Annotated in this window: 23 protein-coding genes and 3 tRNA genes; 11 read left to right on the forward strand and 15 right to left on the reverse strand. The window is 62.3% G+C overall.

The window, feature by feature from the left end; genetic code table 11:
* Nucleotides 1-80: 80 nt before the first annotated feature.
* Both HW090_RS16050 and HW090_RS16055 read left to right on the forward strand, forming a co-directional pair.
* Nucleotides 81-1229, forward strand: coding sequence for a pyridoxal phosphate-dependent aminotransferase (locus HW090_RS16050; protein WP_179114468.1), 1149 nt, complete (start codon nucleotides 81-83; stop codon nucleotides 1227-1229).
* On the forward strand, nucleotides 1217-2011 hold the full coding sequence (locus HW090_RS16055; protein WP_179114469.1) for an amidohydrolase: 795 nt from the start codon (nucleotides 1217-1219) through the stop codon (nucleotides 2009-2011). Before HW090_RS16050 ends, HW090_RS16055 begins: the two co-directional genes overlap by 13 nt.
* A 78-nt stretch (nucleotides 2012-2089) precedes the next feature.
* On the opposite strand, the gene HW090_RS16060 is transcribed toward HW090_RS16055, so the two are convergent.
* The 3 genes from HW090_RS16060 to HW090_RS16070 form a co-directional block, all read right to left on the reverse strand.
* Nucleotides 2090-3142 (reverse strand): NAD(P)-dependent alcohol dehydrogenase, encoded by a 1053-nt coding sequence (locus HW090_RS16060; RefSeq protein ID WP_179114470.1) that lies wholly within the window; start codon nucleotides 3140-3142, stop codon nucleotides 2090-2092.
* Between the two features lie 237 nt (nucleotides 3143-3379).
* Nucleotides 3380-4975, reverse strand: coding sequence for an isocitrate lyase (locus HW090_RS16065; protein ID WP_179114471.1), 1596 nt, complete (start codon nucleotides 4973-4975; stop codon nucleotides 3380-3382).
* 477 nt (nucleotides 4976-5452) lie between these two features.
* On the reverse strand, nucleotides 5453-6253 hold the full coding sequence (locus HW090_RS16070) for a secretin N-terminal domain-containing protein (protein WP_179114472.1): 801 nt from the start codon (nucleotides 6251-6253) through the stop codon (nucleotides 5453-5455).
* A 133-nt stretch (nucleotides 6254-6386) separates the two neighbouring features.
* Here HW090_RS16070 and HW090_RS16075 point away from each other — a divergent pair, with 133 nt between their 5' ends.
* Nucleotides 6387-7727 carry a D-serine ammonia-lyase gene (locus HW090_RS16075; RefSeq protein WP_179114473.1) on the forward strand — a complete coding sequence of 447 codons (1341 nt, stop codon included), beginning with the start codon at nucleotides 6387-6389 and terminating at the stop codon, nucleotides 7725-7727.
* A 51-nt stretch (nucleotides 7728-7778) separates the two neighbouring features.
* Here HW090_RS16075 and HW090_RS16080 read toward each other — a convergent pair whose 3' ends face one another.
* The 8 genes from HW090_RS16080 to folD all read right to left on the reverse strand — a co-directional run bounded on the left by HW090_RS16080 (nucleotide 7779) and on the right by folD (nucleotide 16747).
* Nucleotides 7779-8201, reverse strand: a complete 423-nt coding sequence (locus tag HW090_RS16080; protein ID WP_179114474.1) for a GNAT family N-acetyltransferase — start codon at nucleotides 8199-8201, stop codon at nucleotides 7779-7781.
* Entirely contained in the window at nucleotides 8194-9360 is a 1167-nt protein-coding gene (locus HW090_RS16085) for a cupin domain-containing protein (RefSeq protein WP_179114475.1), read from the reverse strand. Before HW090_RS16085 ends, HW090_RS16080 begins: the two co-directional genes overlap by 8 nt.
* A 79-nt stretch (nucleotides 9361-9439) precedes the next feature.
* On the reverse strand, nucleotides 9440-10810 hold the full coding sequence (gene purB, locus HW090_RS16090; protein WP_179114476.1) for an adenylosuccinate lyase: 1371 nt from the start codon (nucleotides 10808-10810) through the stop codon (nucleotides 9440-9442).
* A 107-nt stretch (nucleotides 10811-10917) separates the two neighbouring features.
* Nucleotides 10918-11544: a high frequency lysogenization protein HflD gene (gene hflD / locus HW090_RS16095; protein ID WP_179114477.1), complete on the reverse strand. Its 627-nt coding sequence runs from the start codon at nucleotides 11542-11544 to the stop codon at nucleotides 10918-10920.
* Complete coding sequence (mnmA, locus tag HW090_RS16100) at nucleotides 11541-12668, reverse strand: tRNA 2-thiouridine(34) synthase MnmA (RefSeq protein WP_179114478.1); 1128 nt, start codon at nucleotides 12666-12668, stop codon at nucleotides 11541-11543. The genes hflD and mnmA overlap by 4 nt, the downstream gene beginning before the upstream one ends.
* Nucleotides 12669-12750: 82 nt before the next feature.
* Nucleotides 12751-13191: an NUDIX hydrolase gene (locus HW090_RS16105; RefSeq protein WP_179114479.1), complete on the reverse strand. Its 441-nt coding sequence runs from the start codon at nucleotides 13189-13191 to the stop codon at nucleotides 12751-12753.
* 77 nt (nucleotides 13192-13268) lie between these two features.
* On the reverse strand, nucleotides 13269-15494 hold the full coding sequence (locus HW090_RS16110) for an NADP-dependent isocitrate dehydrogenase (RefSeq protein WP_179114480.1): 2226 nt from the start codon (nucleotides 15492-15494) through the stop codon (nucleotides 13269-13271).
* Nucleotides 15495-15892: 398 nt separating this feature from the next.
* A complete protein-coding gene (gene folD, locus HW090_RS16115) occupies nucleotides 15893-16747 on the reverse strand; it encodes a bifunctional methylenetetrahydrofolate dehydrogenase/methenyltetrahydrofolate cyclohydrolase FolD (RefSeq protein ID WP_179114481.1) in 855 nt (284 codons plus the stop codon).
* A 263-nt stretch (nucleotides 16748-17010) separates the two neighbouring features.
* On the opposite strand from folD, the gene HW090_RS16120 reads away from it, so the two are divergent.
* From HW090_RS16120 to HW090_RS16130, 3 genes are all read left to right on the forward strand, one after another.
* Nucleotides 17011-17087 (forward strand) — tRNA-Arg (locus HW090_RS16120).
* 31 nt (nucleotides 17088-17118) lie between these two features.
* Nucleotides 17119-17194 (forward strand) — tRNA-His (locus HW090_RS16125).
* A 55-nt stretch (nucleotides 17195-17249) separates the two neighbouring features.
* Nucleotides 17250-17334 (forward strand) — tRNA-Leu (locus HW090_RS16130).
* Nucleotides 17335-17591: 257 nt separating this feature from the next.
* On the opposite strand, the gene HW090_RS16135 is transcribed toward HW090_RS16130, so the two are convergent.
* Nucleotides 17592-18065 carry a MarR family winged helix-turn-helix transcriptional regulator gene (locus HW090_RS16135; RefSeq protein ID WP_179114482.1) on the reverse strand — a complete coding sequence of 158 codons (474 nt, stop codon included), beginning with the start codon at nucleotides 18063-18065 and terminating at the stop codon, nucleotides 17592-17594.
* A gap of 68 nt (nucleotides 18066-18133) precedes the next feature.
* On the opposite strand from HW090_RS16135, the gene HW090_RS16140 reads away from it, so the two are divergent.
* On the forward strand, nucleotides 18134-19330 hold the full coding sequence (locus tag HW090_RS16140) for a PLP-dependent aminotransferase family protein (protein ID WP_179114483.1): 1197 nt from the start codon (nucleotides 18134-18136) through the stop codon (nucleotides 19328-19330).
* An 11-nt stretch (nucleotides 19331-19341) separates the two neighbouring features.
* Nucleotides 19342-19944: a glutathione S-transferase family protein gene (locus tag HW090_RS16145; protein WP_179114484.1), complete on the forward strand. Its 603-nt coding sequence runs from the start codon at nucleotides 19342-19344 to the stop codon at nucleotides 19942-19944.
* Between the two features lie 61 nt (nucleotides 19945-20005).
* Here HW090_RS16145 and folE read toward each other — a convergent pair whose 3' ends face one another.
* The 3 genes from folE to HW090_RS16160 form a co-directional block, all read right to left on the reverse strand.
* A complete protein-coding gene (gene folE, locus HW090_RS16150; RefSeq protein WP_179114485.1) occupies nucleotides 20006-20566 on the reverse strand; it encodes a GTP cyclohydrolase I FolE in 561 nt (186 codons plus the stop codon).
* A 127-nt stretch (nucleotides 20567-20693) separates the two neighbouring features.
* On the reverse strand, nucleotides 20694-21476 hold the full coding sequence (locus tag HW090_RS16155; RefSeq protein WP_179114486.1) for a hypothetical protein: 783 nt from the start codon (nucleotides 21474-21476) through the stop codon (nucleotides 20694-20696).
* A 65-nt stretch (nucleotides 21477-21541) separates the two neighbouring features.
* Entirely contained in the window at nucleotides 21542-22504 is a 963-nt protein-coding gene (locus HW090_RS16160; RefSeq protein WP_179114487.1) for an alpha/beta hydrolase, read from the reverse strand.
* A gap of 161 nt (nucleotides 22505-22665) precedes the next feature.
* On the opposite strand from HW090_RS16160, the gene aroC reads away from it, so the two are divergent.
* The 3 genes from aroC (at nucleotide 22666) to HW090_RS16175 (ending at nucleotide 26613) form a co-directional block, all read left to right on the forward strand.
* Nucleotides 22666-23757: a chorismate synthase gene (gene aroC, locus HW090_RS16165; protein ID WP_179114488.1), complete on the forward strand. Its 1092-nt coding sequence runs from the start codon at nucleotides 22666-22668 to the stop codon at nucleotides 23755-23757.
* Nucleotides 23754-24281, forward strand: a complete 528-nt coding sequence (locus HW090_RS16170) for an acireductone dioxygenase (protein WP_179114489.1) — start codon at nucleotides 23754-23756, stop codon at nucleotides 24279-24281. The genes aroC and HW090_RS16170 overlap by 4 nt, the downstream gene beginning before the upstream one ends.
* 247 nt (nucleotides 24282-24528) lie before the next feature.
* Nucleotides 24529-26613, forward strand: a complete 2085-nt coding sequence (locus HW090_RS16175; RefSeq protein ID WP_179114490.1) for a BCCT family transporter — start codon at nucleotides 24529-24531, stop codon at nucleotides 26611-26613.
* Nucleotide 26614: the final 1 nt, after the last annotated feature.

The raw sequence follows: 26614 nt of genomic DNA on the forward strand, positions 1-26614 counted from the left end.
GCGTCTGCTTCGGTTGTCGCATATGGACAGGGCCCCGGCAGGCATGCAATCTTTCATGCCCCATGCATTCGGTCGTTCCCATGATCCAGAGCAAGCTGCCCAGCGTCGGCACCACCATCTTCACCACCATGTCCCAGCTCGCGGCGCAGACCGGGGCGATCAACCTTTCCCAGGGCTTTCCCGACTTCGATGGGCCGGAGGCACTGCGCGAGGCGGTGGCCCGGCATGTGATGGCCGGGCATAACCAGTACGCCCCGATGACGGGCTTGCCGGCCTTGCGCGAGCAGGTCGCGGCCAAGGTCGCCGCGCTCTATGGGCGTGTAGTGAGCGCCGAGCAGGAAGTGACCATCACCCCCGGTGCGACCGAGGCCTTGTTCTGCTCGATCCAGGCGCTGGTGCGCCCGGGCGATGAGGTGATCGTGTTCGATCCGAGCTACGACAGCTACGCCCCGGCAGTCGAGTTGGCCGGAGGGCGTTGCATCCATCTGCAACTGACGCGGCCCGACTTCGCCATCGACTGGCAGGCACTGGCCGAGGCCATCGGCCAGCGTACGCGGCTGATCGTTCTGAATACCCCGCACAACCCCAGTGGCGCGTTGATTTCCCGGGCTGACCTCGACCAGTTGGCTGGGCTGATCCGTGAGCGCGAGATTTACCTGCTGAGTGACGAGGTGTACGAGCATCTGGTCTTCGATGGACGCGAGCATGCCAGCGTGCTGCGCCACGAAGAGCTGTACCAACGCGCCCTGGTGGTCAGCTCCTTTGGCAAGACCTACCACGTCACCGGCTGGAAGACGGGCTATGCCATTGCGCCACCGGCCCTGACCGCCGAACTGCGCAAGGTGCACCAGTACGTCAGCTTCTGCGGGGTAACGCCGCTGCAGTGGGCACTGGCGGACTTCATGGCAGCCTATCCGCAGCACATCGCCGAGTTGCCGGATTTCTACCAGGCCAAGCGCGACTTGTTCTGCGACTTGCTGGCCGGGTCGCGTTTCACCTTCACCCGCTCACCGGGTACCTATTTCCAGGTGGCCGACTATTCGGCGATCCGTCCCGATTTGAACGATGTGCAGATGGCCGAGTGGCTGACCCGCGAGCATGGCGTGGCGACCATTCCGGTTTCCGTATTCTATAAAGAGGCGCCGTCCGACCTGCGGCTGGTGCGTTTCTGCTTTGCCAAACGGGAGGAGACGCTGCGCCAGGCAGCGCAACGACTATGCGCGATCTGAGCCAATTACCCGACCTCGAACTGGCGCTGATCCAGACCGATCTGGTCTGGCAGGACGCCGAAGCCAACCGCCGTCGCTTCGAGCCGCTGCTGGAGCAGGCACGTGGTGCCGACCTGGTGGTGCTGCCGGAGATGTTCACCACGGCTTTCTCGATGGACTCCGCCGCCCTGGCCGAACCCGAGCAGGGACCGAGCCATGTCTGGCTGCGCGAACAGGCACAGCGTATCGGTGCGGTGATCACTGGTAGCCTGATCACCCAGGCCGCCGATGGCAGTTACCGCAATCGTTTGCTGTGGGCAAGGCCCGATGGCCGGGTGTCGCATTATGACAAGCGCCATCTGTTCCGCATGGCTGGCGAGCACAAGCACTACACGGCGGGCGAGGAGCAGGCGCTGTTCGAGCTCAAGGGCTGGCAGGTGCGACCGCTGATCTGCTACGACCTGCGCTTCCCGGTATGGAGCCGAGACCCCCATGGCACCGATCTGCTGCTCTACACAGCCAACTGGCCAGCTGCGCGTCGCGATGCCTGGAACCGCCTGTTGCCGGCGCGGGCCATCGAGAACCTGTGCTATGTCGCTGCTGTCAACCGCGTCGGCAGCGATGGCAAGGGTTATCCCTACAGCGGCGACAGCCAGGTGCTGGATTTCCTGGGTGATCCGTTGCTGACGGCGGGGGAGGCCGACGGTGTCTTCCGTACCACCCTCAAGGCCGCTGATCTGGCGCGCTTCCGTGAGCGTTTTCCTGCCTATCAGGATGCCGACCCCTTCGTCTTCTCGTCCTGAGTGTCCAGGCCTCTAGCGCGTATTGGAGCGCGTAGAGGCCTCGGTAAGGGTGGTTATACGTCGAGCTTCCCGTTCTGATCAGGCCGTTTTCAGCGAGGCCATGTCGATCACGAATCGGTACTTCACGTCGCTCTTGAGCATGCGTTCGTAGGCTTCGTTGATGTTCTGGATGTCGATCATCTCGATCTCCGAGACGATGCCGTGTTCGGCGCAGAAATCGAGCATTTCTTGGGTTTCTGCGATACCGCCGATCAGCGAGCCGGCCAGGCGGCGGCGTTTGAAGATCAGGCCGAAGACATCCGGCGACGGATGGGGCGAGTCCGGGGCGCCGACCAGGGTCATGGTGCAGTCACGCTTGAGCAGCGTGAGGAATGCGTTCAGGTCATGTGGCGCCGCGACCGTGTTGAGGATGAAGTCGAAGCTGTTCAGGTGCGCATTCATCTCGTCCGGGTTCTTCGACACCACCACTTCGGCAGCGCCCAGGCGCAGGGCGTCCTCGCGTTTACCGGGGGAGGTAGTGAACAGCACCACATGGGCGCCCATGGCCTTGGCGATCTTCACCGCCATATGGCCCAACCCGCCAAGGCCGACGACGCCGACCTTCTGGCCCGGCCCGACTTTCCACTGGCGCAGCGGCGAGTAGGTGGTGATGCCAGCACACAGCAGCGGCGCCACTGCGGCCAGGTTGTCGCTGTGGGAGATGCGCAGGACGAACTTTTCATCCACCACGATGCTGTCGGAATAACCGCCCAGTGTGTTCTCACCGCCGAATACCGGGCCGTTGTAGGTGCCGGTGAAGCCGTTCTCGCAGTACTGCTCCAGGCCTTCGCCACAGGACGGGCAACTACGGCAACTGTCGACCATGCAGCCGACGCCTGCCAGTTCACCGACCTTGAATCCCTTGACGTTGGCGCCGACGGCAACCACACGGCCAACGATCTCGTGGCCGGGTACGGAGGGATAGAGGGTGTTGTGCCATTCGTTGCGGGCGGTATGCAGGTCGGAGTGGCAGACGCCACAGTAGAGGATTTCAATCTGTACATCGCTGGCGCCCGGGCTGCGGCGCTGGAAGGCATAGGGTTGCAGAGGCGAGTCCGATGTGTGGGCGGCGTAGCCTTTGGCTTCGATCATGGTCGTTTTCTCATCGCTTATCGTGGGTACCAGGGGAGCAAACCATGGCATAGATGGTAGGCCCAGGCCAAGAACCTGACAGGAACAAGGCTCGCGCCTATGCAGGTCGAGTGATCGATGGGGACCATTGGGGCACTGATGGGAAAGGTTGTGGAGCTGGAAAAGCAAAGGCCCCGCATTGCGGGGCCTTTGCTTGTTACGGGGTACGCGCTGGAGGGCGCGTACCGCACACCGGAATCAGTGGAACTGGTTCATGGTGTTGTCTTTACCGCTCGCTTTCAGAGCCGCTTCACCAGCGAAGTACTCTTTATGGTTGTCGCCGATGTCGGAGCCAGCCATGTTCTGGTGCTTGACGCAGGCGATGCCCTGGCGCAGTTCTTCACGCTGTACACCCTTGACGTAGGCCAGCATGCCTTGGTCGGCGAAGTACCCTTTGGCCAGGTTGTCGGTGGACAGCGCGGCGGTGTGGTAGGTCGGCAGGGTGATCAGGTGGTGGAAGATACCGGCGTGGGCCGAACCGTCGCGTTGGAAGGTACGGATCTTCTCGTCGGCAACCTGAGCCAATTCGGTGGCATCGTATTCGACGCTCATCAGCTTGGCGCGGTCGTAGGCGGAAACATCCTTGCCTTCGGCAACGAATGCATCGAACACTTGCTGACGGAAGTTCAGGGTCCAGTTGAAGGACGGGCTGTTGTTGTAGACCAGCTTGGCGTTCGGGATCACCTTGCGGATCTCGTCAACCATGGCAGCGATCTGGCCAACGTGCGGCTTCTCGGTTTCGATCCAGAGCAGGTCGGCGCCGTTCTGCAGCGAGGTGATGCAGTCCAGTACGCAGCGTGCTTCGCCAGTGCCAGCACGGAACTGGAACAAGTTGGACGGCAGGCGCTTCGGACGCAGCAGTTTGCCTTCGCGGTTGATGACGACGTCGCCATTGCCCAGCTCGGCAGCGGAGACTTCTTCGCAATCCAGGAATGCGTTGTACTGGTCGCCCAGGTCGCCTGGCTCTTTGGTCACGGCGATCTGCTTGGTCAGGCCGGCACCCAGGGAGTCGGTACGCGCAACGATGATACCGTTGTCGATGCCCAGCTCGAGGAAGGCGTAGCGAACAGCGGCAATCTTGGCCAGGAAGTCGGCGTGAGGAACGGTCACTTTACCGTCCTGGTGGCCGCACTGCTTCTCGTCGGAAACCTGGTTCTCGATCTGGATGCAGCAGGCACCGGCTTCGATCATGCGCTTGGCCAGCAGGTAGGTGGCTTCCGGGTTACCGAAACCAGCGTCGATGTCGGCGATGATCGGTACGATGTGGGTCTCGTAGTTGTCGATCTGCGACTGGATGTCGGCAGCCTTGGCGCTGTCGCCGGCTTCGCGGGCGGCGTCCAGGGCGGTGAACAGCAGGTCCAGTTCGCGGGAGTCAGCCTGACGCAGGAAGGTGTAGAGCTCTTCGATCAGGCCGGAAACGGCGGTTTTCTCGTGCATGGACTGGTCGGGCAGCGGGCCGAAATCGGAACGCAGCGCGGCAACCATCCAGCCGGACAGGTACAGGTAGCGCTTGTTGGTGGTCTTCAGGTGCTTCTTGATCGAGATCAGCTTCTGCTGTCCGATGAAGCCATGCCAGCAACCCAGCGACTGCGTGTAGACGGAAGCGTCGGCGTCGTACTCGGCCATGTCTTTGCGCATGATGTCAGCGGTGTACTGGGCGATTTCCAGGCCGGTCTTGAAGCGGTTCTGGGCGCGCATGCGGGCGACGGATTCAGGGTTGATAGCGCTCCAGCTGCTGCCAGCGGCTTCTTTGAGAGCGGCAACTGCCTTGATGTCGTTTTGATAAGCGGACATGGTCAATCCTTCAAAGATACGGGTTGGTTAGGGTACCGACTGCTCCCGCCGAGAACCTGCGTGCTGGCATTGATCGGTGCGGCACCAGGCAGAGCGTCGAAATATCGACTGGGCGAAACGTTGATCCGAAGGTGACGGGGGCTGTTTCATCGGGCTTGGGGCAGAACCGCGCAGAGTGTGGAGCATTCTGTCGTCGTCTTGATCGTTCGACGTCGCGGTGGCCGGCAGGACCGATGCATCAGGCGCTTCCCCGTCCCACGGGACGACTCGTTCCAGTCGCAACCTCGTCAGTCTGCCTTGTGAGCAGTACAGTCACGGAGCGGCCCTGCTGGTTGGCTTGAGCACGCTCCGGGAGCCTTTTTCAGGCCCCTGGTTAGCGGGAGCGAGGCCATCATGCTCCGGGCAAAATGCTTCGTCAATGCTTTTTGTAGTGTTTTTTGTAGTGCACTACATTTTGCGGGGAAAGGCCAAAAGAGCCTATTGGAGTATATCCACCTTTAGTCTTAGGCTCAGGTTTCGCGGGCCTTCGGTGCTGTAGCGGCGGCTGCCGGATACTTGCCTTGAGTCGGCCTCTTCATCGACCTCGGCGACGCTGATCCACTCCCCGAGATTGCCGCTGACCCGGGTGCTGCTGTCTCGGGTCTCGATGCGGTTGGTCTGCTGTCCGGCCAGGCTGTCGCGACGTGTTTCCAGCGTGACCTCCACACGATTGCCGATGACCTGGGCGGTTGCCTGGAAGCCGTTCACGAGCGGCTGATAGCGCGTTTCGCGCTGAGGGCGGCCATAGGCGTCCGTGGTGGTGCTTTCCAGGGGAATGACCTGCCCGGTCTGGATCATCACCGGCTGGCCTTCGAGGGTCTGGATGCGGCGGATGCCGCCGTCGTTACCCTGGGTCTGGTAGCGGATGCTCCGCCCCTGCGTCGGGGGAGGTTGGTCCGCCTGTCCCATGTCGGCGGTGGTTGCATCGTCCAGCGTGCGATAGTCGCTGTGCGTGCGGGCCGAGCGGTCCTGGGTGTCGACGCTGATCAGCAGGCGCCTGGGTTCCTTGTCCAGTTGGCGCAAGACATCACGCAGCCCGGCAATGGCCTCTGGCGGGGCGTTGACGATCAACTGGTTCTCATGGGCGGTGACCGTGCCCTGGTTACCGATGACCGACTGTGCGACCGGCAACAAGTGCTCACCGAGGCGGAAGTCCAGCGTGATGACCTCGGTGGCGGCCTGGAGGGGCAGGCTGGCGATGAGGGCGAGGCCAGCGAGGATGCTGCGCAGAATGGCCATGGAAAAGGCTCCGGAATGCATGTGGGGAGATTGAGTGTTTTTCGTGCTTTTTTCCAGCATTCACATCGATGTCGCCAGCGAGTGCGTGTGCCTACAATGATGTCCTCGTTCAGTACATAGGGCAGGAAGCGACATGATTCACGGCAAGACACTCGAGGCCTGGCAGGCGAGTCATCCGCTGCTGGCCGAGTTGCTGGCGCTCAGGGAGACCAACTGGTTCAACCCCGCATGCGTGCCGGTTGCCACCGCATTGGAGGATGTTGGCCTGGATGCCGAAGACGTCGCACAGGCCAGTGCGCGTCTACGGCGTTTCGCCCCTTATCTGGCCAAGGTCTTTCCGCAGACCGCCGAGGCAGGCGGCATCATCGAGTCGCCATTGCAACCTGTAGACGAACTGCGCAGGCACCTGTTGCAGGAGGCCGGGCTGTCGGCTGGCGGTTCGATGTGGTTGAAGATGGACGGTGAGTTGCCCATCTCTGGCTCGATCAAGGCGCGCGGAGGAATCCACGAGGTGCTCAAGCATGCCGAGGAGCTTGCCCTTCAGGCTGGGCTGATCACTCTGGATGATGACTATGCACGGCTGGACAGTGACGAGGCGCGGCGCTTCTTCGGCCAGTACAAGGTTGCGGTTGGTTCCACCGGTAACCTCGGGCTTTCCATCGGCATCATGAGTGCGAAGCTGGGGTTCCAGGCGACGGTGCATATGTCGTCCGATGCGCGACAGTGGAAGAAGGACAAGCTCAGGGCCAGTGGTGTCGCTGTTGTCGAATACGATTCCGACTACAGCGTGGCGGTCGAGCAGGGGAGGCGGCAGGCCGAGAGCGATCCGCGCTGTTATTTCGTCGACGATGAAAACTCACCGCACCTGTTCCTCGGTTATGCCGTCGCGGCGGAACGGCTGGCCCGGCAATTCGAGCGGGAAGGCGTGCGAGTCGATGCCGAGCATCCGCTCTTCGTCTATCTGCCGTGCGGGGTGGGCGGTGGGCCTGGAGGTGTTGCCTTCGGGCTGAAGCTGGCGTTTGGTGATGCCGTGCATTGCTTCTTCGCCGAGCCGACCCATTCGCCGTGCATGTTGCTGGGCGTATACACCGGGCTGCATGACCGTATCAGCGTTCAGGAGCTGGGTATCGATAACGTCACGGCCGCTGACGGGCTGGCAGTGGGCAGGCCGTCGGGGTTCGTTGGCAAGGCCATGCAGCGGTTGATCGATGGCTACTACACGGTCGACGATGACACGCTGTTCCGCCTGCTGGCGACAGCCAATGCGCTGGAGGGGGTGCGGCTGGAGCCTTCGGCCCTGGCCGGTGTGCCGGGGATGCAGCGGGTTCTGCGTGACGATGGCTACCTGGCGCGTATCGGTGCCAGTGAGGCGCGGCTGGAGCGGGCTACGCACCTGGTCTGGGCAACGGGCGGCAGCATGGTGCCCGAGCCGGTGTTCGCGGGCTACCTCGAAAAAGGCCGCAGTCTGCTCTGAATGTCCGCCTTTGCCTGGGTGGGACGTCTGCTCAGGCAAAGGCGGAGGGGTTCAACCCTGGCGGACCATGTCCACGTGGGGAATGCCCGCTTCGAGGAATTCGTCGCTGACCACCTTGAAGCCCAGTCGCTCATAGAACCGGGTGGCATGTACCTGGGCCGTCAGGAACTGGCGGTCGAGCCCCATGCGCTCGGCTTCGGTGATAGCGGCCTGCATCAGCGCTTCGCCGACCTTCAGGCCGCGCCAGTCGCGCAGCACGGCGACCCGGCCGATATGGCCGTCGCGCAGCAGGCGGGCGGTGCCGATCGCATAATCGCCGTCGAGGGCGAGGAAGTGCACAGCCTCGGCGTCTTCGGCATCCCACTCCAGTTCCGGCGGCACGGCCTGTTCGGCTACGAACACCGCTTCGCGGATGCGGCGCAGGTCGTCGTTGTCCCTGTTCCAGTCCGCGATACGGATTTGCAAGTCATTCATCTGCGAACTCCAGACTTCCCTGCTTGACCAGTTGCAGCAGGAGATTAAGCCCATCTTCGTCGGCCAGCCACTGGCCGAGGTTGTCGATATGTAACGCTTGTGCGGAGCATACCTGCTTCAACAGTTCGCGCAGGTGTTCCGGCAGCAGGCGGCTCTGGCCGCTGGCGAACAGCAGCAAGCCGACGTCGACTTCGCTCCAGGCCATGCGAGCGCTGGGATTGCGCACGAGCACGGCGCCATCCTGCAGGGCCGCCAGCAGTTCATCTTCCTCGACCGATGCGCCTTCGACACGCTCAGGGTAGCGTGGCTCGGTCATGAACTGGCCGAACCAGGTCAGCAGCAGGCGCTCGTCGTTCATGTGTTCGCCGAGCAGTGCCTTGAGCCGGTCGAGGGCGTCATGCTGGATCTGGTGCGGATCGCTGGCGGGTTGCAGGTCAGGGTCGCCATAGCGCTCCTCGTCCGTGAGGAACTGGGCGAGGAAGTCGGTGAAGTGGGTCAGCACCTCGGCGGCGCTCGGTGCGCGGAAGCCGACCGAGTAGGTCATGCAGTCGTCTTCGGCGGTGCCGAAGTGGGCCAGGCGCGGCGGCAGGTAGAGCATATCGCCGGGTTCGAGTACCCACTCATCGGTGCCCTGGAAGTCGGCCAGGATGCGCAGGTCCGGGTGTGCCAGCAGCGGACTCTCGCTGTCGCACATCTGGCCGATACGCCAGCGGCGATGGCCGTGGGCCTGCAGCAGGAAGACATCGTAGTTGTCGAAATGCGGACCTACACCGCCACCGGGGGTGGCGAAGCTGATCATGATGTCGTCGATGCGCCAGTTGGGCAGGAAGCTGAAGTGTTCGACCAGTTCGCCGACTTCCGGCACCAGTTGGTCGACCGACTGTACCAGCAGGGTCCAGTCTTTTTCCGGCAGTTGCTGGTAGGTGCTTTCCTCGAATGGGCCGCGACGCAGCTCCCAGGGGCGGTCGCCGTGTTCGATGACCAGGCGCGACTCGACTTCTTCCTCCAGCGACAGTCCTGCCAGCTCGTCCGGGGATATCGGGCTCTGGTAGCCAGGAATGGCTTGGCGGATCAGCAGGGGTTTTTTCTGCCAGTAGTCGCGCAGGAATTCCCGGGCGCTGAGACCACCGAGGATTTGCAGGGGAATGTCGGATGTCATCGCTTGTTACCTTGCTCGGAATACGAGCTGTAAATAAAAACGCCCGGCGTCGGCCGGGCGCTAGGGTCCGGTTCTTCGATCAGATGCGCTTGGCCTGGGCGACGGCGTTGCCGATATAGCTGGCCGGGGTCAGTTGGCGCAGTTCGGCCTTGGCCTCGGCCGGGATATCCAGGCCGTCGATGAAGGCCTGCAGCGCATCGGGCGTGATGCCCTTGCCACGGGTCAGGTCCTTGAGTTTCTCGTAGGCGTTTTCCACCGCGTAGCGGCGCATCACGGTCTGTACCGGCTCGGCCAGCACTTCCCAGCAGGCGTCCAGGTCGGCGGCAATGCGCTGGGCGTTCAATTCCAGCTTGCCGATACCTTTGAGGCTGGCCTCGTAGGCGATCACGCTATGGGCGAAGCCGACACCGAGGTTGCGCAGTACGGTGGAGTCGGTCAGGTCGCGTTGCCAGCGCGAGATCGGCAGCTTGCTGGCCAGGTGCTGGAACAGCGCGTTGGCGATGCCGAGGTTACCTTCGGAGTTCTCGAAGTCGATCGGGTTGACCTTGTGCGGCATGGTCGAAGAGCCGATTTCGCCTGCCACGGTCTTCTGCTTGAAGTAGCCGAGGGAGATATAGCCCCAGACGTCGCGGTCGAAGTCGATGAGGATGGTGTTGAAGCGCGCGATGGCGTCGAACAGCTCGGCGATGTAGTCGTGCGGCTCGATCTGCGTGGTGTAGGGGTTCCAGCTCAGGCCCAGGTCACCTTCGATGAATTCGCGGGCGTTGGCTTCCCAGTCGATCTCCGGGTAGGCCGAGAGGTGGGCGTTGTAGTTGCCCACGGCACCGTTGATCTTGCCCAGCAGCGGCACTGCCGCGACCTGTGCGATCTGTCGCTCCAGGCGGTAGACGACGTTGGCCAGTTCCTTGCCCAGGGTGGTCGGAGAGGCCGGCTGGCCGTGGGTGCGCGACAGCATCGGCACGTCGGCGAACTCGACCGCCAGGGCACGGATGGCTTCGGCGATCTGGCGCATCAGCGGCAGCAGTACGTCGTCGCGACCTTCGCGCAGCATCAACGCGTGGGACAGGTTGTTGATGTCCTCGCTGGTGCAGGCGAAGTGGATGAATTCGTTGACGGCAGCCAGTTCCGGCAGCTTGCGCGCCTGCTCCTTGAGCAGATACTCCACGGCCTTGACGTCGTGGTTGGTGGTGCGTTCGAACTCTTTGACACGCTCGGCGTGCTCGATCTGGAAGTCTTCCGCCAGTTGGTCGAGCAGGGCGTTGGCCTCGCTGGAGAAGGGCGCGACTTCAGGAATGCCGGCGTGGGCGGCGAGGCGTTGCAGCCAGCGCACTTCCACTTTGACACGGCTCTTGATCAGGCCGTATTCACTGAAGATCGGCCGCAGGGCGGCGGTTTTTCCGGCATAGCGGCCATCTACGGGGGAAACCGCAGTGAGCGAGGAAAGCTGCATGGAGTTCTCGACGGTCGTGTTCGAAAAGGGCGCACATGATACATGAAACGGCCCGAAGAAGGAGGGTTACCCTGCGGATACGACGTGTGCCGGCAGCCCTCGCGGGCTTATTTGTACTGCGCATCCATGAGCGGATAGAGCGCCTTGAGCAGGCGTCCACGGCAGACGATCATGTGCCAGCGATGGCCACCGACCTGGCGCCAGAGCCTGACCGAGCGAATGCCGGCCAGCAGCAGGGCACGGATTTTCGCTGCGTTGTCATGTTGTTGCAGGAAGCGCATGTCGCCCTGCACCTGGATGCGTTGTCGCAGGGTGCTGAGGGTGTCCTGGTAGAGACCGCCCAGCGAAGAAATCACGTTGTCGTGCAGCAGGCCGAAGTGTTCGATCTGGAATTGCACCTGGTCGAGGCGGCTGCCGATGGTCCTCAGCATGTCATCGCGCTTGACCAGTTGGCGTTCCAGGCCGATCAGCCCGAGGGCATAGCGCAGCGGATCGCGCTGCAGGCTGCCGGTGTCGCGCTCCAGGGTGCCGGCCAGGGCACGGTAGCCGTCGCGCAGGTTGAGATCATCGCCGCCGTATATATCCAGTATCGAGTCATGGTCGCGGATCATCAGGCTGCGCAGCATGCACTCCAGCGGTGCCGATGGCACCTGGCCGGTCTTGGCGACGCGATCGACCAGAATCGCGGTCTGGAAGACCGCGCCCAGGGCGATCATCTGCTCTTGGGTACTCATGCATGCTCTCCTTGGCAGCCGGGTTCGGTGCTTTCGATGACGCCTCCGCCCAGGCAGATTTCTCCATCGTAGAAAACCACCGACTGGCCCGGCGTGACGGCGCGTTGCGGTTCGTCGAAGGTGGCGCGGTAGCCGCTTGCCGTCTGCTCCAGAGTGCATGCCTGGTCGGCCTGGCGATAGCGGACCTTCGCGGTCAGGCGACGAGGCTGCTGCAGGTCGAACGGGTTGACCCAGTAAATCCGGGAAACATGCAGGGCGCTGGAAAACAGGCGAGGGTGATCGTTGCCTTGGCCGACCACCAGTACATTGCGTGTCAGGTCCTTGTGCAGGACGTACCAGGGTTCTTCGCTCGCGTCCTTCAGGCCACCGATGCCCAGGCCCTGGCGCTGGCCGATGGTGTGGTACATCAGGCCGTGGTGGCGGCCGATGACGGTGCCTTCGGTGGTTTCGATGTCGCCAGGCTGGGCGGGCAGGTATTGCTTGAGGAAGTCGCTGAAGCGTCGTTCGCCGATGAAGCAGATGCCGGTGGAGTCCTTTTTCTTCGCCGTGGCCAGGCCATGTCGCTCGGCGATGGCGCGTACTGCCGGTTTTTCCAGTTCGCCGACCGGGAACAGGGTCTTGCCGATCTGTTCGCCACCCACGGCATGCAGGAAGTAGCTCTGGTCCTTGTTGGCATCCAGGCCCTTGAGCAGTTCACTGCGTCCGTCGATGTCGCGGCGGCGCACATAGTGCCCGGTGGCGATCAGGTCGGCGCCGAGCATCAGGGCGTAGTCGAGGAAGGCCTTGAACTTGATTTCCCGGTTGCAGAGGATGTCCGGGTTGGGTGTGCGCCCGGCCTTATATTCGGCGAGGAAGTGTTCGAATACGTTGTCCCAGTATTCCGCGGCGAAATTCGCGGTGTGCAGCTTGATGCCGATGCGGTCGCAGACGGCCTGGGCATCTGCCAGGTCTTCTCGTGCGGTGCAGTATTCGGTGCCGTCGTCTTCCTCCCAGTTCTTCATGAACAGGCCTTCCACCTGGTAGCCCTGCTCCAGCAGCAGGACGGCGGAAACGGAAGAGTCCACGCCGCCGGACATGCCGACGATCACGCGGGTTTTGGCGGGAGAAGCGGTTGAAATGGACATGACGATCCGGACAGCGATATTCGAATCGCGGGATTCTAGCAGACTTGGCCGAGGGCGATTCAGGCGGATTGCCGCCCGCTATCTAGGCCTTTACCAGCGATAGCGGGAAGCGCTCGCCGTTCAGGTAGTCGTCGATGCAGCGCAGCAGCAGTTCGCTACGCCAGCGCGGACGTTGCTGGATTATCTCGTCACGGGTCATCCAGTGTGGGCCGATGATGCCGTGGTCGAGTGGGCTGTCGGGCAGGTGGCGCAGCGGACGTGCGCAGAAGCAGACGCGCTGGTAGGTCACGCCGTTCGAGGGGGCGGTGTAGAGGTAGATGCCGGTCACGCCGGTCAGTTCGACCTCCCAGCCAGTCTCTTCCAGGGTTTCGCGCAGGGCGGCGTCGAGCAGGCTCTCGTCGGCTTCCAGGTGTCCGGCGGGCTGGTTGAAGACGGCCTGGCCGCCGGAAAACTCCTCGACCAGCAGGAAGCGGCCCTGGTCTTCGACGATGGTGGCGACGGTGATATGGGGATACCAGTCCATGTGCTGTACCTGTTTCGGGTGGGCAGAAACAGAACCCCCGGCGCGGGGCCGGGGGTTCTGTCAGGCTTCGGCAGGCGTTACGCCAGGGCGTCCAGCGCTGCGTTGAAGGTCGCGCTTGGGCGCATGACCTTGTTGACCAGCTCTTCGTCAGGGCGGTAGTAGCCACCGATGTTGACCTGGTGGCCCTGGGCGCTGTTCAGTTCAGCGACGATGGTCTTCTCCTGCTCGGTCAGGGTCTTGGCCAGCGGTGCGAACTGGGCTGCCAGCGCGGCATCTTCAGTCTGGGCTGCCAGGGCCTGGGCCCAGTACAGTGCCAGGTAGAAGTGGCTGCCACGGTTGTCCAGCTGGCCGGTCTTGCGCGACGGCGACTTGTCGTTGTCGAGCAGCTTGCCAGTGGCCTCGTCCAGCGTGCGACCGAGGAGCTTGGCCTTGGCGTTGCCGGTCTTGATGCCTTCTTCTTCCAGGGATACGGCCAGGGCGAGGAATTCACCCAGGGAGTCCCAGCGCAGGTGGTTCTCTTCGACCAGTTGCTGTACGTGCTTGGGTGCGGAGCCGCCAGCGCCCGTCTCATACATGCCGCCGCCCGCCATCAGCGGAACGATGGAGAGCATCTTGGCCGAGGTGCCCAGTTCCATGATCGGGAACAGGTCGGTCAGGTAGTCGCGCAGGACGTTGCCGGTCACCGAGATGGTGTCCTGGCCACGGATCTGACGCTCCATGCTGATGCGGATCGCCGAGTTGTAGTCGGTGACGCTGATATCCAGGCCACTGGTGTCGTGGTCTTTCAGGTAGCGCTCGACTTTCTTGCGCAGTTCGTTGTCGTGGGCGCGCTCCGGGTCCAGCCAGAAGATGGCTGGCGTATTGGACTGGCGGGCGCGGGTGACGGCCAGCTTGACCCAGTCACGGATCGGGGCGTCCTTGGTCTGGCAGGCGCGCCAGATGTCACCGGCTTCGACTTCATGCTGGATCTTGACGGTGCCGTCGGCCAGTACCACACGGACGATGCCGTCGGCCTGCAGCTCGAAGGTCTTGTCGTGGGAGCCGTATTCTTCTGCTTTCTGCGCCATCAGGCCGACGTTCGGCACGGTGCCCATGGTGGTCGGGTCGAAGGCGCCGTTGGTTTTGCAGAAGTTGATCATTTCTTGGTAGATGCGGGCGTAGGTGCTTTCCGGCATCACGGCCTTGGTGTCTTTCTGCTTGCCGTCCTTGCCCCACATCTGACCGGAGTTGCGGATCATCGCAGGCATCGAGGCGTCGACGATCACGTCGCTCGGGATGTGCAGGTTGGTGATGCCCTTGACCGAATCGACCATCGCCATTTCCGGACGGTGGCTGTAGACCTCGTGGATGTCGTGGAGGATTTCTTCCTGCTGCGAGGCAGGCAGGGACTTGATTTTCTCGTAGACGCTGCTGATGCCGTTGTTCGGGTTGACGCCCAGACCTTTGAACAGCTCGCCGTACTTGTCGAACACGTCCTTGTAGTAGACGGTGACGGCATGGCCGAAGACGATCGGGTGGGAGACCTTCATCATGGTCGCCTTGACGTGCAGGGACCACATGACGCCGGTTTCCTTGCAGTCCTGCAGGGTCTGCTCGAAGAACGCACGCAGTTTCTTCGCGCTCATGAACATGCCGTCGAGGACTTCGCCGTCTTCCAGTTTCAGGGTCTTCTTGACTTCGACCTTGCCGTCCTTGCCGACGAATTCGATGCGGACTTCACCGGCTTTTTCATTGGTGAAGGATTGCTCGCTGGAGAAGAAGTCGCCGCCGCGCATGTAGTCGGCGTGGGATTGCGAAGCCATGCTCCACTTGCCCATCGAGTGCGGGTGCTTGCGGGCATAGGCCTTGACCGCAGCGGGTGCGCGGCGGTCGGAGTTGCCTTCGCGCAGGACCGGGTTCACGGCGCTGCCGAGGATTTTCGCGTAACGGGCGCGGATTTCTTTTTCTTCGTCGGTCTGCGGATCTTCCGGCAGGTCCGGCAGGTCGTAGCCCTTGCTCTTCAGTTCGGCGATGGCGGCCTTGAGCTGGGGGACGGAGGCGCTGATGTTCGGCAGCTTGATGATGTTGGCTTCGGGCGCCAGCGTCAGGGTCGCCAGGTGGGCGAGGTCGTCCTGGATGCGCTGGTCGGCGGGGAGGCGGTCGTTGAAAGTGGCCAGTATGCGCCCGGCGAGAGAGATGTCACTGGTTTCGACGGCTATGTCGGCTGAGGCGGCGAAGGCTTTTACGATAGGGAGAAGCGAGTAGGTGGCGAGTGCGGGGGCTTCATCGGTGAGGGTGTAGATAATCTTCGAACGAGTGGACATCGGGTATTAACTCTCTTCTTTGCTGGGCGTGCACAGAGTCTCGAGGTGCGCTGGGTAGGCGCTTTCGTTCAATGAAACATTGGCCGAAGGTCGAGAGCTTGCCGCGGTGATTTAGGGCACCAGTAGAGCGTCGAGCGGCTGAGTCATGGTGGTGACGCAGTCGCTTCAAGGGCCGGCAGCTCCGCATGAGAGTGTTCGGCCCTCAATGACTATGAAGTCATGCGACGCAGTATATCACCGATATTCGATGGCAGAAGAGTGGGCAGGAATATGCCGTGACCATGCGCTGTTCTGCTTATGGATGGGCTTGGTGAGGGTTGCTTGATGCCGTCTGCGAGGTGAGCGCGAGGCTTGAGGATTGGAGGGGGAGGCCGGTCGCTGGACCGGCCTCGGGGGGATCAGTCGTGCAGGTGTTCGGCGGCGTGCAGCGTGTTTTCGAGTAGGCAGGCACGCGTCATCGGGCCGACGCCACCCGGTACCGGTGTGATCCAGCCGGCACGTTGCAAGGCGGGTTCGAACTCTACATCGCCCAGCAGGCGGCCGTCGGGCTGACGATTGATGCCGACGTCGATGACGATGGCGCCCGGCTTGATCCATTCACCCTTGATCAGCCCGGTTATGCCCGTGGCGACCACGACCAGGTCGGCACGTTTTACATGCTCGGCCAGGTCTTTGGTGAAGCGGTGGGTGACCGTCGTGGTGCAGCCAGCCAGCAGCAGTTCCAGGGCCATCGGGCGCCCTACGATATTCGAAGCGCCTACTACCACGGCGTCCAGGCCATGCAAATCGACCCCAGTGCTTTCCAGTAGGGTGATGATGCCTTTGGGAGTGCAGGGGCGCAGCAGGGGCATGCGTTGGGCAAGACGGCCAATGTTGTAGGGATGGAAACCGTCCACGTCCTTGTCCGGGCGAATGCGTTCCAGCAGTTGGGAGGCGTCCAGGTGTTTGGGCAGAGGAAGTTGCACGAGAATGCCATCGATTTCCGGCGCTTCGTTCAAACTGTCGATCAGTTCCAGCAACGCCTGCTGGCTGGTCTCGGCAGGCAGGTCATGGGCCACCGAGTGGAAGCCGACCTGCTCGCAGTCCTTGCGCTTGTGGGCCACGTAGACTTCCGAAGCAGGGTCGTTGCCTACCAGGATGACCGCAAGCCCGGGTGCGCGCAGTCCTTTGTCACGGCGCTGCTGTACGCGAGTGGCAATCTGCTGGCGAATATCGGCAGCGATCGTTTTACCGTCGATCAATTGTGCGGTCATGTCGCTTGGCTAACCATCGGAGGGGATTGAAAAAGGGCGTGCATTCTCGCATGTCGTGCCATTCAGGCAAAGTCGTGGATATTGCAGGGGAGTTTAACTATCTGAAATTTTTTGATTTTTACTGTTGACCAGCCGTTTTCCGATCTATAAGATTCGTCCCGCTTGTCGAGCACAGCCTGTCACAGGGTAGAAAAGCTAAAGAAGAGTTTCTTCAATAGCATTCAAGCTTGAACACGTGGTTCATATGAATTTCGAGTTCGAAAGCGCCCGTAGCTCAGCTGGATAGAGCACCCGCCTTCTAAGCGGGTGGTCGCAGGTTCGAGTCCTGCCGGGTGCGCCATTGAGTGCTCTGGCACAAGCAAAGCAATATGGTGGGCGTAGCTCAGTTGGTAGAGCACAGGATTGTGGCTCCTGGTGTCGAGGGTTCGATCCCCTTCGTCCACCCCATATTCCAGAACGCCAGGCCAAAAGCCTGGCGTTCTTGTTTCAAGCCCCCTGTCACGCGGACGTGGTGGAATTGGTAGACACACCAGATTTAGGTTCTGGCGCCGCAAGGTGTGAGAGTTCGAGTCTCTCTGTCCGCACCATGTAAGTAGCTGTTTTAAAAGAATTTCATTTGGCTTCCGTCTTGAATGGAGGTGCTTTTGGAGAGCTTTTGGGATAAGCACATGAAAAAGGCAGCCTTTGCAGGCTGCCTTTTTTCGTTTCCGGGCTGTGGTTTTGCGTTCGAGTGCATGCTTGGACCGTCTTGATTGTTTTATCGGGCCAGGTGTCGCCAGGCCATCGCTGCCGGCGTGTGGTTCATATGGTCGTTTCGATGTGTGGCTTCTATCGTGAGTCGGGCTTATCGCGTCTCGTCGTCGGCAGGTTCCTGGTGGTCTGCCGTGCGTTTGCCTGCGAGGGCCAGGTTGACCGAAAGCCAGTTGCTGACAGCGGCGTCCCCGGTTTCGGCGAATGCGCGGGTCAGCAGGCGGGCCTGCTCGCGGCGCAGGGCGTGTTCCAGCCTGGCGCCTTCGGCGCTCAGTTGCAGTTTGCGCTTACGCTTGTCGTCTTCGTCGGGCAGGCTTTCCACCAGGTGCATTTCCAGTAGCTGGCGCAGCGGGATGTTCAGCGCCTGCTTGCTGACGCCGAGATAGCCGAGCAGGTCTTTCACGCTCAGGCTCGGGTAGTTGGCAATGAAGAACAGGATGCGATGGTGTACGCGGGACAGTCCGCGACGCGCGAGCATCTCGTCGGGCTTGGCGGTGAAGGCCTGATAAGCCAGGAAGAAGCTTTCCATTATCTGGCGCTGAATGGTGCTTTTTTTTAGGTCAGGCATATTGACGTATTTGTGGGCGTGAGAGTAGTTTTGGTCAAGCATTTTGACTTATCAGGCTCCGTACTCCAATGGCTTTTTCCGAACGCATCGACCGTCTCAAGAGTTCCCTCATCCGTGAAATCCTGGCGGCCGCTCAGCGGCCGGAGGTCATGTCCTTCGCGGGTGGCCTGCCTGCCGAACCGATGTTGCCCAAGGTGTCCTGGGACGAGATGCCGGTCAGTGTCGGCCAGTACGGCATGAGTGAAGGGGAGCCGGCGCTGCGCGAGGCGATTGCCGAGCAGGCGAGGGCGCTGGGCGTAGCGTGCGACGCCAGCCAGGTGCTGGTGCTCAGCGGCTCGCAGCAGGCGCTCGACCTGGTATCCAAGCTGTATATCGACAAGGGTACCGAGGTGCTGCTCGAGGCGCCGACCTACCTTGCCGCCCTGCAGTCGTTCCAGTTGTTCGGGGCCGAGTGCCTGACGGTGCCCCTGCAGCCTGACGGAATCGACCTGCAGGCGCTGCGGACTCGGCTGGAGCAGAGCAAGCCTGCGTTCGCCTACCTGATTCCCACCTTCCAGAATCCCTCGGGCATGCGCTACAGCGCCGAGAAGCGAGCGGCCGTGGCGGCCTTGCTCGACGAGTTCGGTGTGACCTTGCTGGAGGATGAGCCTTATCGCGATCTAGTGTTCGATGAGGTGGAGGCGCGGCCTGTCGTCAGCCACCTGCGGACGTCCAGCTGGATCTACATGGGGACGGTATCGAAGACGTTGCTGCCGGGGCTGCGTGTCGGCTATCTGATCGCAACGCCTGATTTGTTCCCGCACTTGCTGCGACTGAAGCAGGCCGCCGACCTGCACACCAATCGCATCGGCCAGTGGCAGGCACTGCAATGGCTGGGCAGCGAACCCTACCGGCAGCACCTGCAAGACCTGCGGCAGTTCTACCGCGAGCGCAGGGACAGGATGCAACTGGCGCTGGAGGAGCATTTCGGTGATATCGCCGAATGGAGCATTCCCCAGGGCGGCCTGTTTTTCTGGCTGGCGCTGAAACAGCCGGTGGATACGCGGGTCTTGTTACAGGCGGCGTTGGCGCAGAACGTGGCCTTTATGCCGGGTGAGGCGTTCTTCGTGGAGCCGGAGCGCAATCCGGGTTACCTGCGGCTGAACTTCAGCCATGTGGAGCCGGCGCGCATGAATGAGGGGCTGCGACGGTTGGCGAGTGTCATCAAGACCGAGCAGAAAGCCTGGCGCGAGCGTGCCAGTGAATTGTCCGTGCAGGATGTGTAGCGGAGGGGTGTATGTTCAAGGTCTATGGCGATTACCGGTCGGGCAACTGCTACAAGGTCAAGCTGATGTTGCACCTGCTTGGTCGGGCCTATGAGTGGGTGCCGGTCAATATCCTGCGGGGTGAAACCCGTTCGGAAGAATTCCTGCAGAAGAACCCCAACGGCAAGATTCCGGTCCTGGAACTGGAGGATGGAACCTGCCTGTGGGAGTCCAACGCCATTCTCAACTTCCTCGGAGAGGGCAGCCCACTGCTACCGACCGATCCGCGCCTGCGTACCCAGGTGCTGCAATGGCAGTTCTTCGAGCAGTACAGCCATGAGCCGTTCATCGCCGTTGCGCGCTACATCAAGGTCTACCTCGGCCTGCCGGCGGAGCGCCAGGAAGAGTACGAGGCCAAGTTGCTGGATGGCTATCACGCGCTGAATGTGATGGAGCAGCAACTGGTGCGCACGCCTTACCTGGTCGGCGACCACTATTCGATCGCGGATGTGGCCTTGTATGCCTATACGCATGTGGCCCATGAAGGCGGCTTCGATATGAGCGGGTACCCGGCCATTGGCGAATGGTTGAAGCGTGTCGAGGCGCAACCTGGGCACGTCGGAATGTTCGACTAGCAGGTCGACGGGCGGGGCATGTGAGGCTCCAGGCTTGCGGTTGGCAAGCCTGGAGCCTTTCTTATTTCACCAGTCCGAGGAATTCGCTGCGGGTGGCGGCATTCTCACGGAAGGCGCCAAGCATGACGGAGGTGATCATGGACGAGTTCTGCTTCTCGACTCCACGCATCATCATGCACATGTGCTTGGCTTCGATGACGACCGCGACACCGGCTGCGCCGGTGACCTGCTGAACTGCCTCGGCGATCTGCTGGGTCAGGTTCTCCTGGATCTGCAGGCGTCGTGCGTACATGTCGACGATGCGCGCGACTTTGGACAGGCCCAGCACCTTGCCATTCGGAATGTAGGCGACATGCGCCTTGCCGATGAAGGGCAGCAGGTGGTGTTCGCACAGGGAATACAGCTCGATATCCCGGACCAGCACCATTTCGCTGTTGTCGGAGCTGAACAGGGCTCCGTTGGTGACTTCTTCCAGGGTCTGTTGGTAACCCTTGCACAGATACTGCATCGCCTTGGCTGCACGCTTGGGCGTATCCCGCAGACCTTCACGGTTCACATCTTCGCCGAGCTGGCCGAGGATTGCGGTGTAGTGGCTTTCTATTTCTTTATTACGAGAGTCCATGGGGCTTCCAGGGATTGGCAATGTTCTTGGCGGACGCTCTTGGAGTCGTATCCGCCATCAGGGGCACAGTTGCCTGTGCGTCGGGGATTGTACTGTTCTTGCGGGCAGATACCGAGGGTATTGGTAATCAGCGTGTCGCGATCCAGATCAGCAGGCCTGCCTGAAACAGGCAGAAGGCGATCAGGCAGACGATGGTGAAGCGTAGCGTGCCGTCTTCGCGACGGTATTTGGCCATTTGCTCCAGTAGCTCGCCGATCCGGTTTTCCTGTTTGGCGAGGTTCTGGTCCGCTTGTTCGAGCATGCTGGCCGAATCCAGTAGTTCGATGATCTGGACCTTGTCCTGGTTCCAGTCGCCGCGCAGGCTGCTGACGCGCGGTGCCGAATAGGCGCTTTTGAATGGGTGTTCGGGGTCGTACTCGATATCGAAGCCCTGGGTCTGCAGGAAGTGGTCGCGCAACTGGCGCTGTTCCTCGCTGCCTTTTTCCGTCAGGGCGCCGCTCTCTACCAGGTAGTGGGCCCAGTGCTTCTGTGCCCAGAGTGCCGCCTGTGCCAGCAGGAAGCGGCCGAGGCCGCGATTGGCCGGCACGATGTTCAGGCCTTCTTCGGGGCCGAAGCGCAGGGTCTTGTTGGCATGGTCGGCCCAGACCTCAAGGGTGTTCAGCTTGCGCGAGCGGCTCTGCCCCGCCTGGTTGATGAACAGCCGCAGGAGGCTTTCCTCGTCGCTGTGGCGCTCCACCTGGGCCAGTTCGACGAAACGCAACGGACGCGCGCCGGTATGTTTGTCGGCCGCCAGGGGCGCCAGGCGCAACAGCCGGAAACGCTCGGGCGCCAGCTCTTCCCAGGGATGGGGCTGTGGCGTTTGCGGCGCTTCGTCGGCAGGGGCTTGTGGCGGAGCGGGAGTATCGGTCATTCCTGGCATCTCGTCGGGTACAGGCTCGCGTGTCATTTTCGTTATCGGCGGCGGCCAGTCTAACTCTATGCTGGCAGGATGGCATTGTTTCGCAGGAATTCGCCGATTGCCTTCAGAAGTTCATGGGCGATAGGCCGTTCTGCGTCGTCATAGGAGGCCAGTTGCCGGATGCCATGCTCGGGGACAATGCGCAGCATGTGGTTCATGCCTTCGATCAGGCTCAGTTGAGCATCGGGGCGGGCTGCATGCAGGCGCCGGGCGTCTGCGGCCTGTACCTGGATATCGTTGAGCCCCTGGACAATCAGGGTTGGCACCCCGGCATTGGCCATGGCGCGGGCCGGATCCTGGCGCAGCAGTGAGATCAGGTAAGGCTGGACGCTGGGCCTGAACAGCGCATCCAGCGTATCGGGCACTTCAGGAACCTGGCGCCCGGCCTTGAGCTCGTCGAGCAGGTAGCCTGCGCTGGCCAGCAACGGTGGCGGCAGGCGACCCTGTAGTTGCTCGCGCAGCAACTGGTCGATGGGACGACCGCTGCCGGCCAGGCTGATCAGCGCCGTCGCGCCACTGCGCGGGGCGGCCAGGCTGGCGATCAGTGCGCCTTCGCTGTGGCCCACCAGCAGCAGCGGCCCGAAGCGAGGATCGGCCTTGAGCGTCCGGGACCAGGACAGGGCATCCTCCACATAACCCTCCAGGCTCAGTTGGCGCTCATCCACCGCGGTTGCGCGGCTGGCGGCAATCCCGCGTTTGTCGTAGCGCAGGCTGGCGACGCCCTGGCGGGCGAGGGCGTAGGCAAGCTTTTTAAGCGTGTCGCTATGGGCCTGCGGATTGTTGCCGTCGCGGTCAGTGGGGCCCGAGCCGGCGATGATCAGCGCAATCGGCACCGGATAATCACGCTTGGGCAGCAGCAGGGTGCCGTACAGTGTTCCGCTGGCGATCTGCTGCTGCATGGGTTGGCTGAGCAGGGTGTGGGAGAAGGCACTCGGAATGGACATGAAGAAGAGGGTCGTGAGCAGAATTAGAAGGCGCATGCTGGATCTTGCGTTGGTTGGATGAGGGGCGCTTGCCGTGGCATGGAGCGCTTGCGCCTTTGGAGTCATGGCCGTGACGAAAGTGCCGGGGTGGCGGCAAGCCGCCGACGCTCAGGTATACTGCCTGACTTTTCCTACAGGCTGATCGCGGAGCGTCCTGCATGTCCGGCAATACCTACGGCAAGCTGTTCACCGTCACCACCGCTGGCGAGAGCCACGGCCCGGCCCTGGTCGCCATCGTCGACGGTTGCCCGCCAGGACTGGAGCTTTCCCTGGAGGACCTGCAGCGCGACCTCGACCGGCGCAAGCCCGGCACCAGCCGGCACACCACCCAGCGCCAGGAAGCCGACGAGGTGGAAATCCTCTCCGGCGTGTTCGAAGGCCGCACCACCGGCTGCGCCATCGGCCTGCTGATTCGCAATACCGACCAGAAGTCCAAGGACTACTCGGCGATCAAGGACCTGTTCCGCCCGGCCCATGCCGACTACAGCTATCACCACAAGTACGGTCTGCGCGACTACCGTGGTGGTGGCCGCAGTTCCGCGCGGGAAACCGCCATGCGCGTGGCGGCGGGCGCCATCGCCAAGAAGTACCTGGCGAGCCTCGGCATCAGCGTGCGCGGCTACATGAGCCAGCTCGGCCCTATCGAGATTCCGTTCAAGGGGTGGGAGAGTGTCGAGCAGAACGCGTTCTTCAGCCCCGATGCGGACAAGGTGCCGGAGCTGGAGGCCTATATGGACCAGTTGCGCCGGGACCAGGATTCGGTCGGCGCGAAGATTACCGTGGTCGCTGAGGGCGTATTGCCGGGTCTCGGCGAGCCGATCTTCGACCGCCTGGACGCCGACCTGGCCCATGCCCTGATGAGCATCAACGCGGTCAAGGGCGTCGAGATCGGTGCGGGCTTCGCCAGTGTCGCCCAGCGCGGCACCGAGCATCGTGATGAGCTGACGCCCGAAGGTTTCCTGTCCAACAACGCCGGCGGCATCCTCGGCGGGATCTCCAGTGGCCAGCCGATCGTTGCCCATATCGCGCTCAAACCGACGTCCAGCATCACCACGCCGGGCCGCTCCATCGATGTCGACGGCAATCCGGTGGAGGTGGTGACCAAGGGGCGTCATGACCCCTGTGTCGGCATTCGCGCCACGCCCATCGCCGAGGCGATGATGGCCATCGTGCTGCTCGACCACCTGCTGCGTCACCGTGCGCAGAATGCCGAGGTGAAGGTGAATACGCCGGTGCTGGGGCAGTTATGAGCATTCTCGGCATCTATCTCCAGGCGCAGCCCGAGCAGCCGCTCAAGATGCTGACCCACCATGAAGACATCGCCGCCGAGCTGGCGCCGCTCGGCGTCACCCTGGAGCGCTGGCAGCCTGCGACGCCGATCTCGGCCACGGCCAGCGACGATGAATTGCTGGCTGCCTACCGGCAGCCGGTCGCGGCGCTGCTGGACGGGCAGGGTTACACCGGGCATGCGCTGCTGCGCCACGACCACCCGAGCCTTGCGGAGCGCTTGGGTGAGCATCGCCAGGTGGGCGGCGAGGCATTCTTGTGTTTGTCCGGCAGGGCGCTGTTCAGCTTGCCCCATGGCGAGTACGTCTACCGTGTGCTGTGCGAGCGGCATGACCTGCTGAGCCTTCCCGCAGGCACGCAGCACTGGCTGGACCTGGGCGAGAACCCCTATTTCGTCGTGATCCGCTGTACCCGTGGCGAGGCGCCGGAGTCGAGCGCGGGATCGCTCGCCGAGTACTTCCCCAGCCTGGATGACCTGGGGCTCTGAACTCCACCCCTCTCGGGCTTTGCCTGGCGCTCGAGAAAACAGCATCCACCGTCTTCTTCGAGACATTCATCTTTACCGCATTGCGCCTGCCGCAGCCCTTGCCAAACCGGGTGGCACCTTAATGGCCATCCCGTTGTCTTAACTGTCGCCGGGCCGGAAGGCCCGCTCTGCAACACCTGGGAAATATCCCTGCCTCTTCATGATCGCCACGATCACGCCTTCTCATCAGCGAAAGGAGCACTCGCTCATGTCCGAGTCACAAGCCAGGCCATCACGCTGGCAGACCACTATTCTCTGGCCGGTTTTCATTCCTGCCGTGCTGTTCGCCACCTTGCTGGTGGTCGGCACCATCAGCAAGCCGGAGCTGGCCAACGAGGTCTTCGCTTCGATGCTGGGCTACATCACCGCCAATTTCGGTTGGTTCTATATGCTGGCGGTGTCGCTGTTCCTGATGTTCGTGGTGCTGGTGGCCTTCAGTAAATGGGGCCGTATCAAGCTGGGGCCGGACCATGCCGAGCCGCAGTACAGTTTCCCGGCCTGGTTCGCCATGCTGTTCTCCGCCGGCTACGGTATTGCCCTGCTGTTCTTCGGTGTGGCAGAGCCGGTGCTGCACTACGCCGACCCGCCCGAGGGCGCACAGGGGCAAACGCTGGATGCAGCGCGACAGGCGATGCAGATCGCCTTCTTCCACTGGGGCTTCCACATCTGGGCGATCTACGGGCTGGTCGGCCTGGTGCTGGCGTACTTCTCCTTTCGCCATGGCCTGCCGCTGGCGATCCGCTCCGCGCTCTACCCGTTGATCGGCGAGCGCATCCATGGGCCGATCGGGCATGCGGTGGATATCTTCGCCATCCTCGGCACGCTGTTCGGCATCGCCACCACCCTGGGATTGTCCGTGGCGCAGATGAATGCCGGGATGAACTACCTGTGGAGCGACATCCCGGTCAGTACCACGATGCAGATCGCCTGTATCGCCGTGATCACCACCATGACCATGGGCTCGGTGGTGGCGGGCATGGACAAGGGCATCAAGACCCTGGCGATCCTCAACATGGTGATCGCCACGGCGTTGATGTTGTTCGTGTTCCTGGTCGGCCCGACCATCTTCATCCTCGAGACCTTCCTAGAGAACACCGGGCGTTACCTGAACAACATCGTTGAGCGCACCTTCAACCTGCAGGCCTACTCGCGCAGCGACTGGATCGGCAACTGGACGCTGTTCATCTTCGGCTGGACTATCGCCTGGGCGCCCTTCGTCGGCCTGTTCATCGCCAAGATCAGCCGGGGTCGCACCATTCGCCAGTTCGTCTTCGGCGTGATGCTGGTGCCGACCCTCTTCACCTTCTTCTGGTTCTCGGTATTCGGCGACACCGCCCTGCACCTGATCATCAACGAGGGTTATACCTCGCTGATTGGCGAAGTGAAGGCCGATAATGCCATTGCCCTGTTCAAACTGTTCGAGCTGCTGCCGCTGACCTCCATCATCTCCGGCATCACCATCCTGCTGATCGCACTGTTCTTCGTCACCTCGGCGGACTCGGGCGCACTGGTGGTGGATTCGCTGGCTTCTGGCGGGGTGATGAACACACCCGCCTGGCAGCGGGCTTTCTGGGCCATTCTCAGCGGTACCCTGGCCTCGGTACTGTTGCTGGCGGGGGGGCTCAAGGCTCTGCAGAGCATGGCCATCGCCAGCGCCTTGCCGTTCGCCATCATCATGCTGCTGTCGGCCGTGGGCATGTGGCGGGCGCTGGTGATCGAGGGACACCGCGAGATGAGCATGCGCTACTCGCAGCAGGCGGGGCGCTATGCCGCACCGAACGGGCCGACCCTCTGGAAGAAGCGACTGGCCAGTATCGTCAACTTCCCGCAGCGCGACGAGGTCGAGCATTTCGTCCGGCGCACTGTATTGCCGAGCATGATCCGCGTCGGCAAAGGCCTGGAGGAGCAGGGCTGGCCAGCCAAGGTGAGCTATGACGATGACCTGGGGCGCGCCTGGCTGGAGGTGGTCAAGCCCGAGCAGCTCGACTTCCTCTACGAGATACGCTTGCGCGAGTACGCCCGGCCTTCCTTCGCCCATCCGCAGATGGACCGCTCCGAGGAGGCAGACGAGCAGTACTACCGGGCCGAGGTGTTCTTGCGCCGAGGAGGGCAGTCCTACGATATCTACGGCTACGACAAGGCGGAGATCATCAGCGACATCCTCGACCAGTTCGAGAAGTACCTGCACTTCCTGCACATTTCACCCGGCAACCTGCCGTGGAACATGGCCGAGCACGATGAGATGCTTCAACAGGAGCCTGTGGACCCCTCCCTGGACAAGGGCAAGGCGTAGT

Source organism: Pseudomonas sp. ABC1 (genome assembly GCF_013395055.1).
GTDB lineage: Bacteria > Pseudomonadota > Gammaproteobacteria > Pseudomonadales > Pseudomonadaceae > Stutzerimonas.

Excerpts from the sequence above, each read along its gene's own strand:
- HW090_RS16050 (WP_179114468.1), top strand. The coding sequence starts at position 81 with ATGATCCAGAGCAAGCTGCCCAGCGTCGGCACCACCATCTTCACCACC.
- HW090_RS16055 (WP_179114469.1), top strand. The coding sequence starts at position 1,217 with ATGCGCGATCTGAGCCAATTACCCGACCTCGAACTGGCGCTGATCCAG.
- HW090_RS16060 (WP_179114470.1), bottom strand. The coding sequence starts at position 3,142 with ATGATCGAAGCCAAAGGCTACGCCGCCCACACATCGGACTCGCCTCTG.
- HW090_RS16065 (WP_179114471.1), bottom strand. The coding sequence starts at position 4,975 with ATGTCCGCTTATCAAAACGACATCAAGGCAGTTGCCGCTCTCAAAGAA.
- HW090_RS16070 (WP_179114472.1), bottom strand. The coding sequence starts at position 6,253 with ATGGCCATTCTGCGCAGCATCCTCGCTGGCCTCGCCCTCATCGCCAGC.
- HW090_RS16075 (WP_179114473.1), top strand. The coding sequence starts at position 6,387 with ATGATTCACGGCAAGACACTCGAGGCCTGGCAGGCGAGTCATCCGCTG.
- HW090_RS16080 (WP_179114474.1), bottom strand. The coding sequence starts at position 8,201 with ATGAATGACTTGCAAATCCGTATCGCGGACTGGAACAGGGACAACGAC.
- HW090_RS16085 (WP_179114475.1), bottom strand. The coding sequence starts at position 9,360 with ATGACATCCGACATTCCCCTGCAAATCCTCGGTGGTCTCAGCGCCCGG.
- purB (WP_179114476.1), bottom strand. The coding sequence starts at position 10,810 with ATGCAGCTTTCCTCGCTCACTGCGGTTTCCCCCGTAGATGGCCGCTAT.
- hflD (WP_179114477.1), bottom strand. The coding sequence starts at position 11,544 with ATGAGTACCCAAGAGCAGATGATCGCCCTGGGCGCGGTCTTCCAGACC.
- mnmA (WP_179114478.1), bottom strand. The coding sequence starts at position 12,668 with ATGTCCATTTCAACCGCTTCTCCCGCCAAAACCCGCGTGATCGTCGGC.
- HW090_RS16105 (WP_179114479.1), bottom strand. The coding sequence starts at position 13,191 with ATGGACTGGTATCCCCATATCACCGTCGCCACCATCGTCGAAGACCAG.
- HW090_RS16110 (WP_179114480.1), bottom strand. The coding sequence starts at position 15,494 with ATGTCCACTCGTTCGAAGATTATCTACACCCTCACCGATGAAGCCCCC.
- folD (WP_179114481.1), bottom strand. The coding sequence starts at position 16,747 with ATGACCGCACAATTGATCGACGGTAAAACGATCGCTGCCGATATTCGC.
- HW090_RS16135 (WP_179114482.1), bottom strand. The coding sequence starts at position 18,065 with ATGCCTGACCTAAAAAAAAGCACCATTCAGCGCCAGATAATGGAAAGC.
- HW090_RS16140 (WP_179114483.1), top strand. The coding sequence starts at position 18,134 with ATGGCTTTTTCCGAACGCATCGACCGTCTCAAGAGTTCCCTCATCCGT.
- HW090_RS16145 (WP_179114484.1), top strand. The coding sequence starts at position 19,342 with ATGTTCAAGGTCTATGGCGATTACCGGTCGGGCAACTGCTACAAGGTC.
- folE (WP_179114485.1), bottom strand. The coding sequence starts at position 20,566 with ATGGACTCTCGTAATAAAGAAATAGAAAGCCACTACACCGCAATCCTC.
- HW090_RS16155 (WP_179114486.1), bottom strand. The coding sequence starts at position 21,476 with ATGACCGATACTCCCGCTCCGCCACAAGCCCCTGCCGACGAAGCGCCG.
- HW090_RS16160 (WP_179114487.1), bottom strand. The coding sequence starts at position 22,504 with ATGCGCCTTCTAATTCTGCTCACGACCCTCTTCTTCATGTCCATTCCG.
- aroC (WP_179114488.1), top strand. The coding sequence starts at position 22,666 with ATGTCCGGCAATACCTACGGCAAGCTGTTCACCGTCACCACCGCTGGC.
- HW090_RS16170 (WP_179114489.1), top strand. The coding sequence starts at position 23,754 with ATGAGCATTCTCGGCATCTATCTCCAGGCGCAGCCCGAGCAGCCGCTC.
- HW090_RS16175 (WP_179114490.1), top strand. The coding sequence starts at position 24,529 with ATGTCCGAGTCACAAGCCAGGCCATCACGCTGGCAGACCACTATTCTC.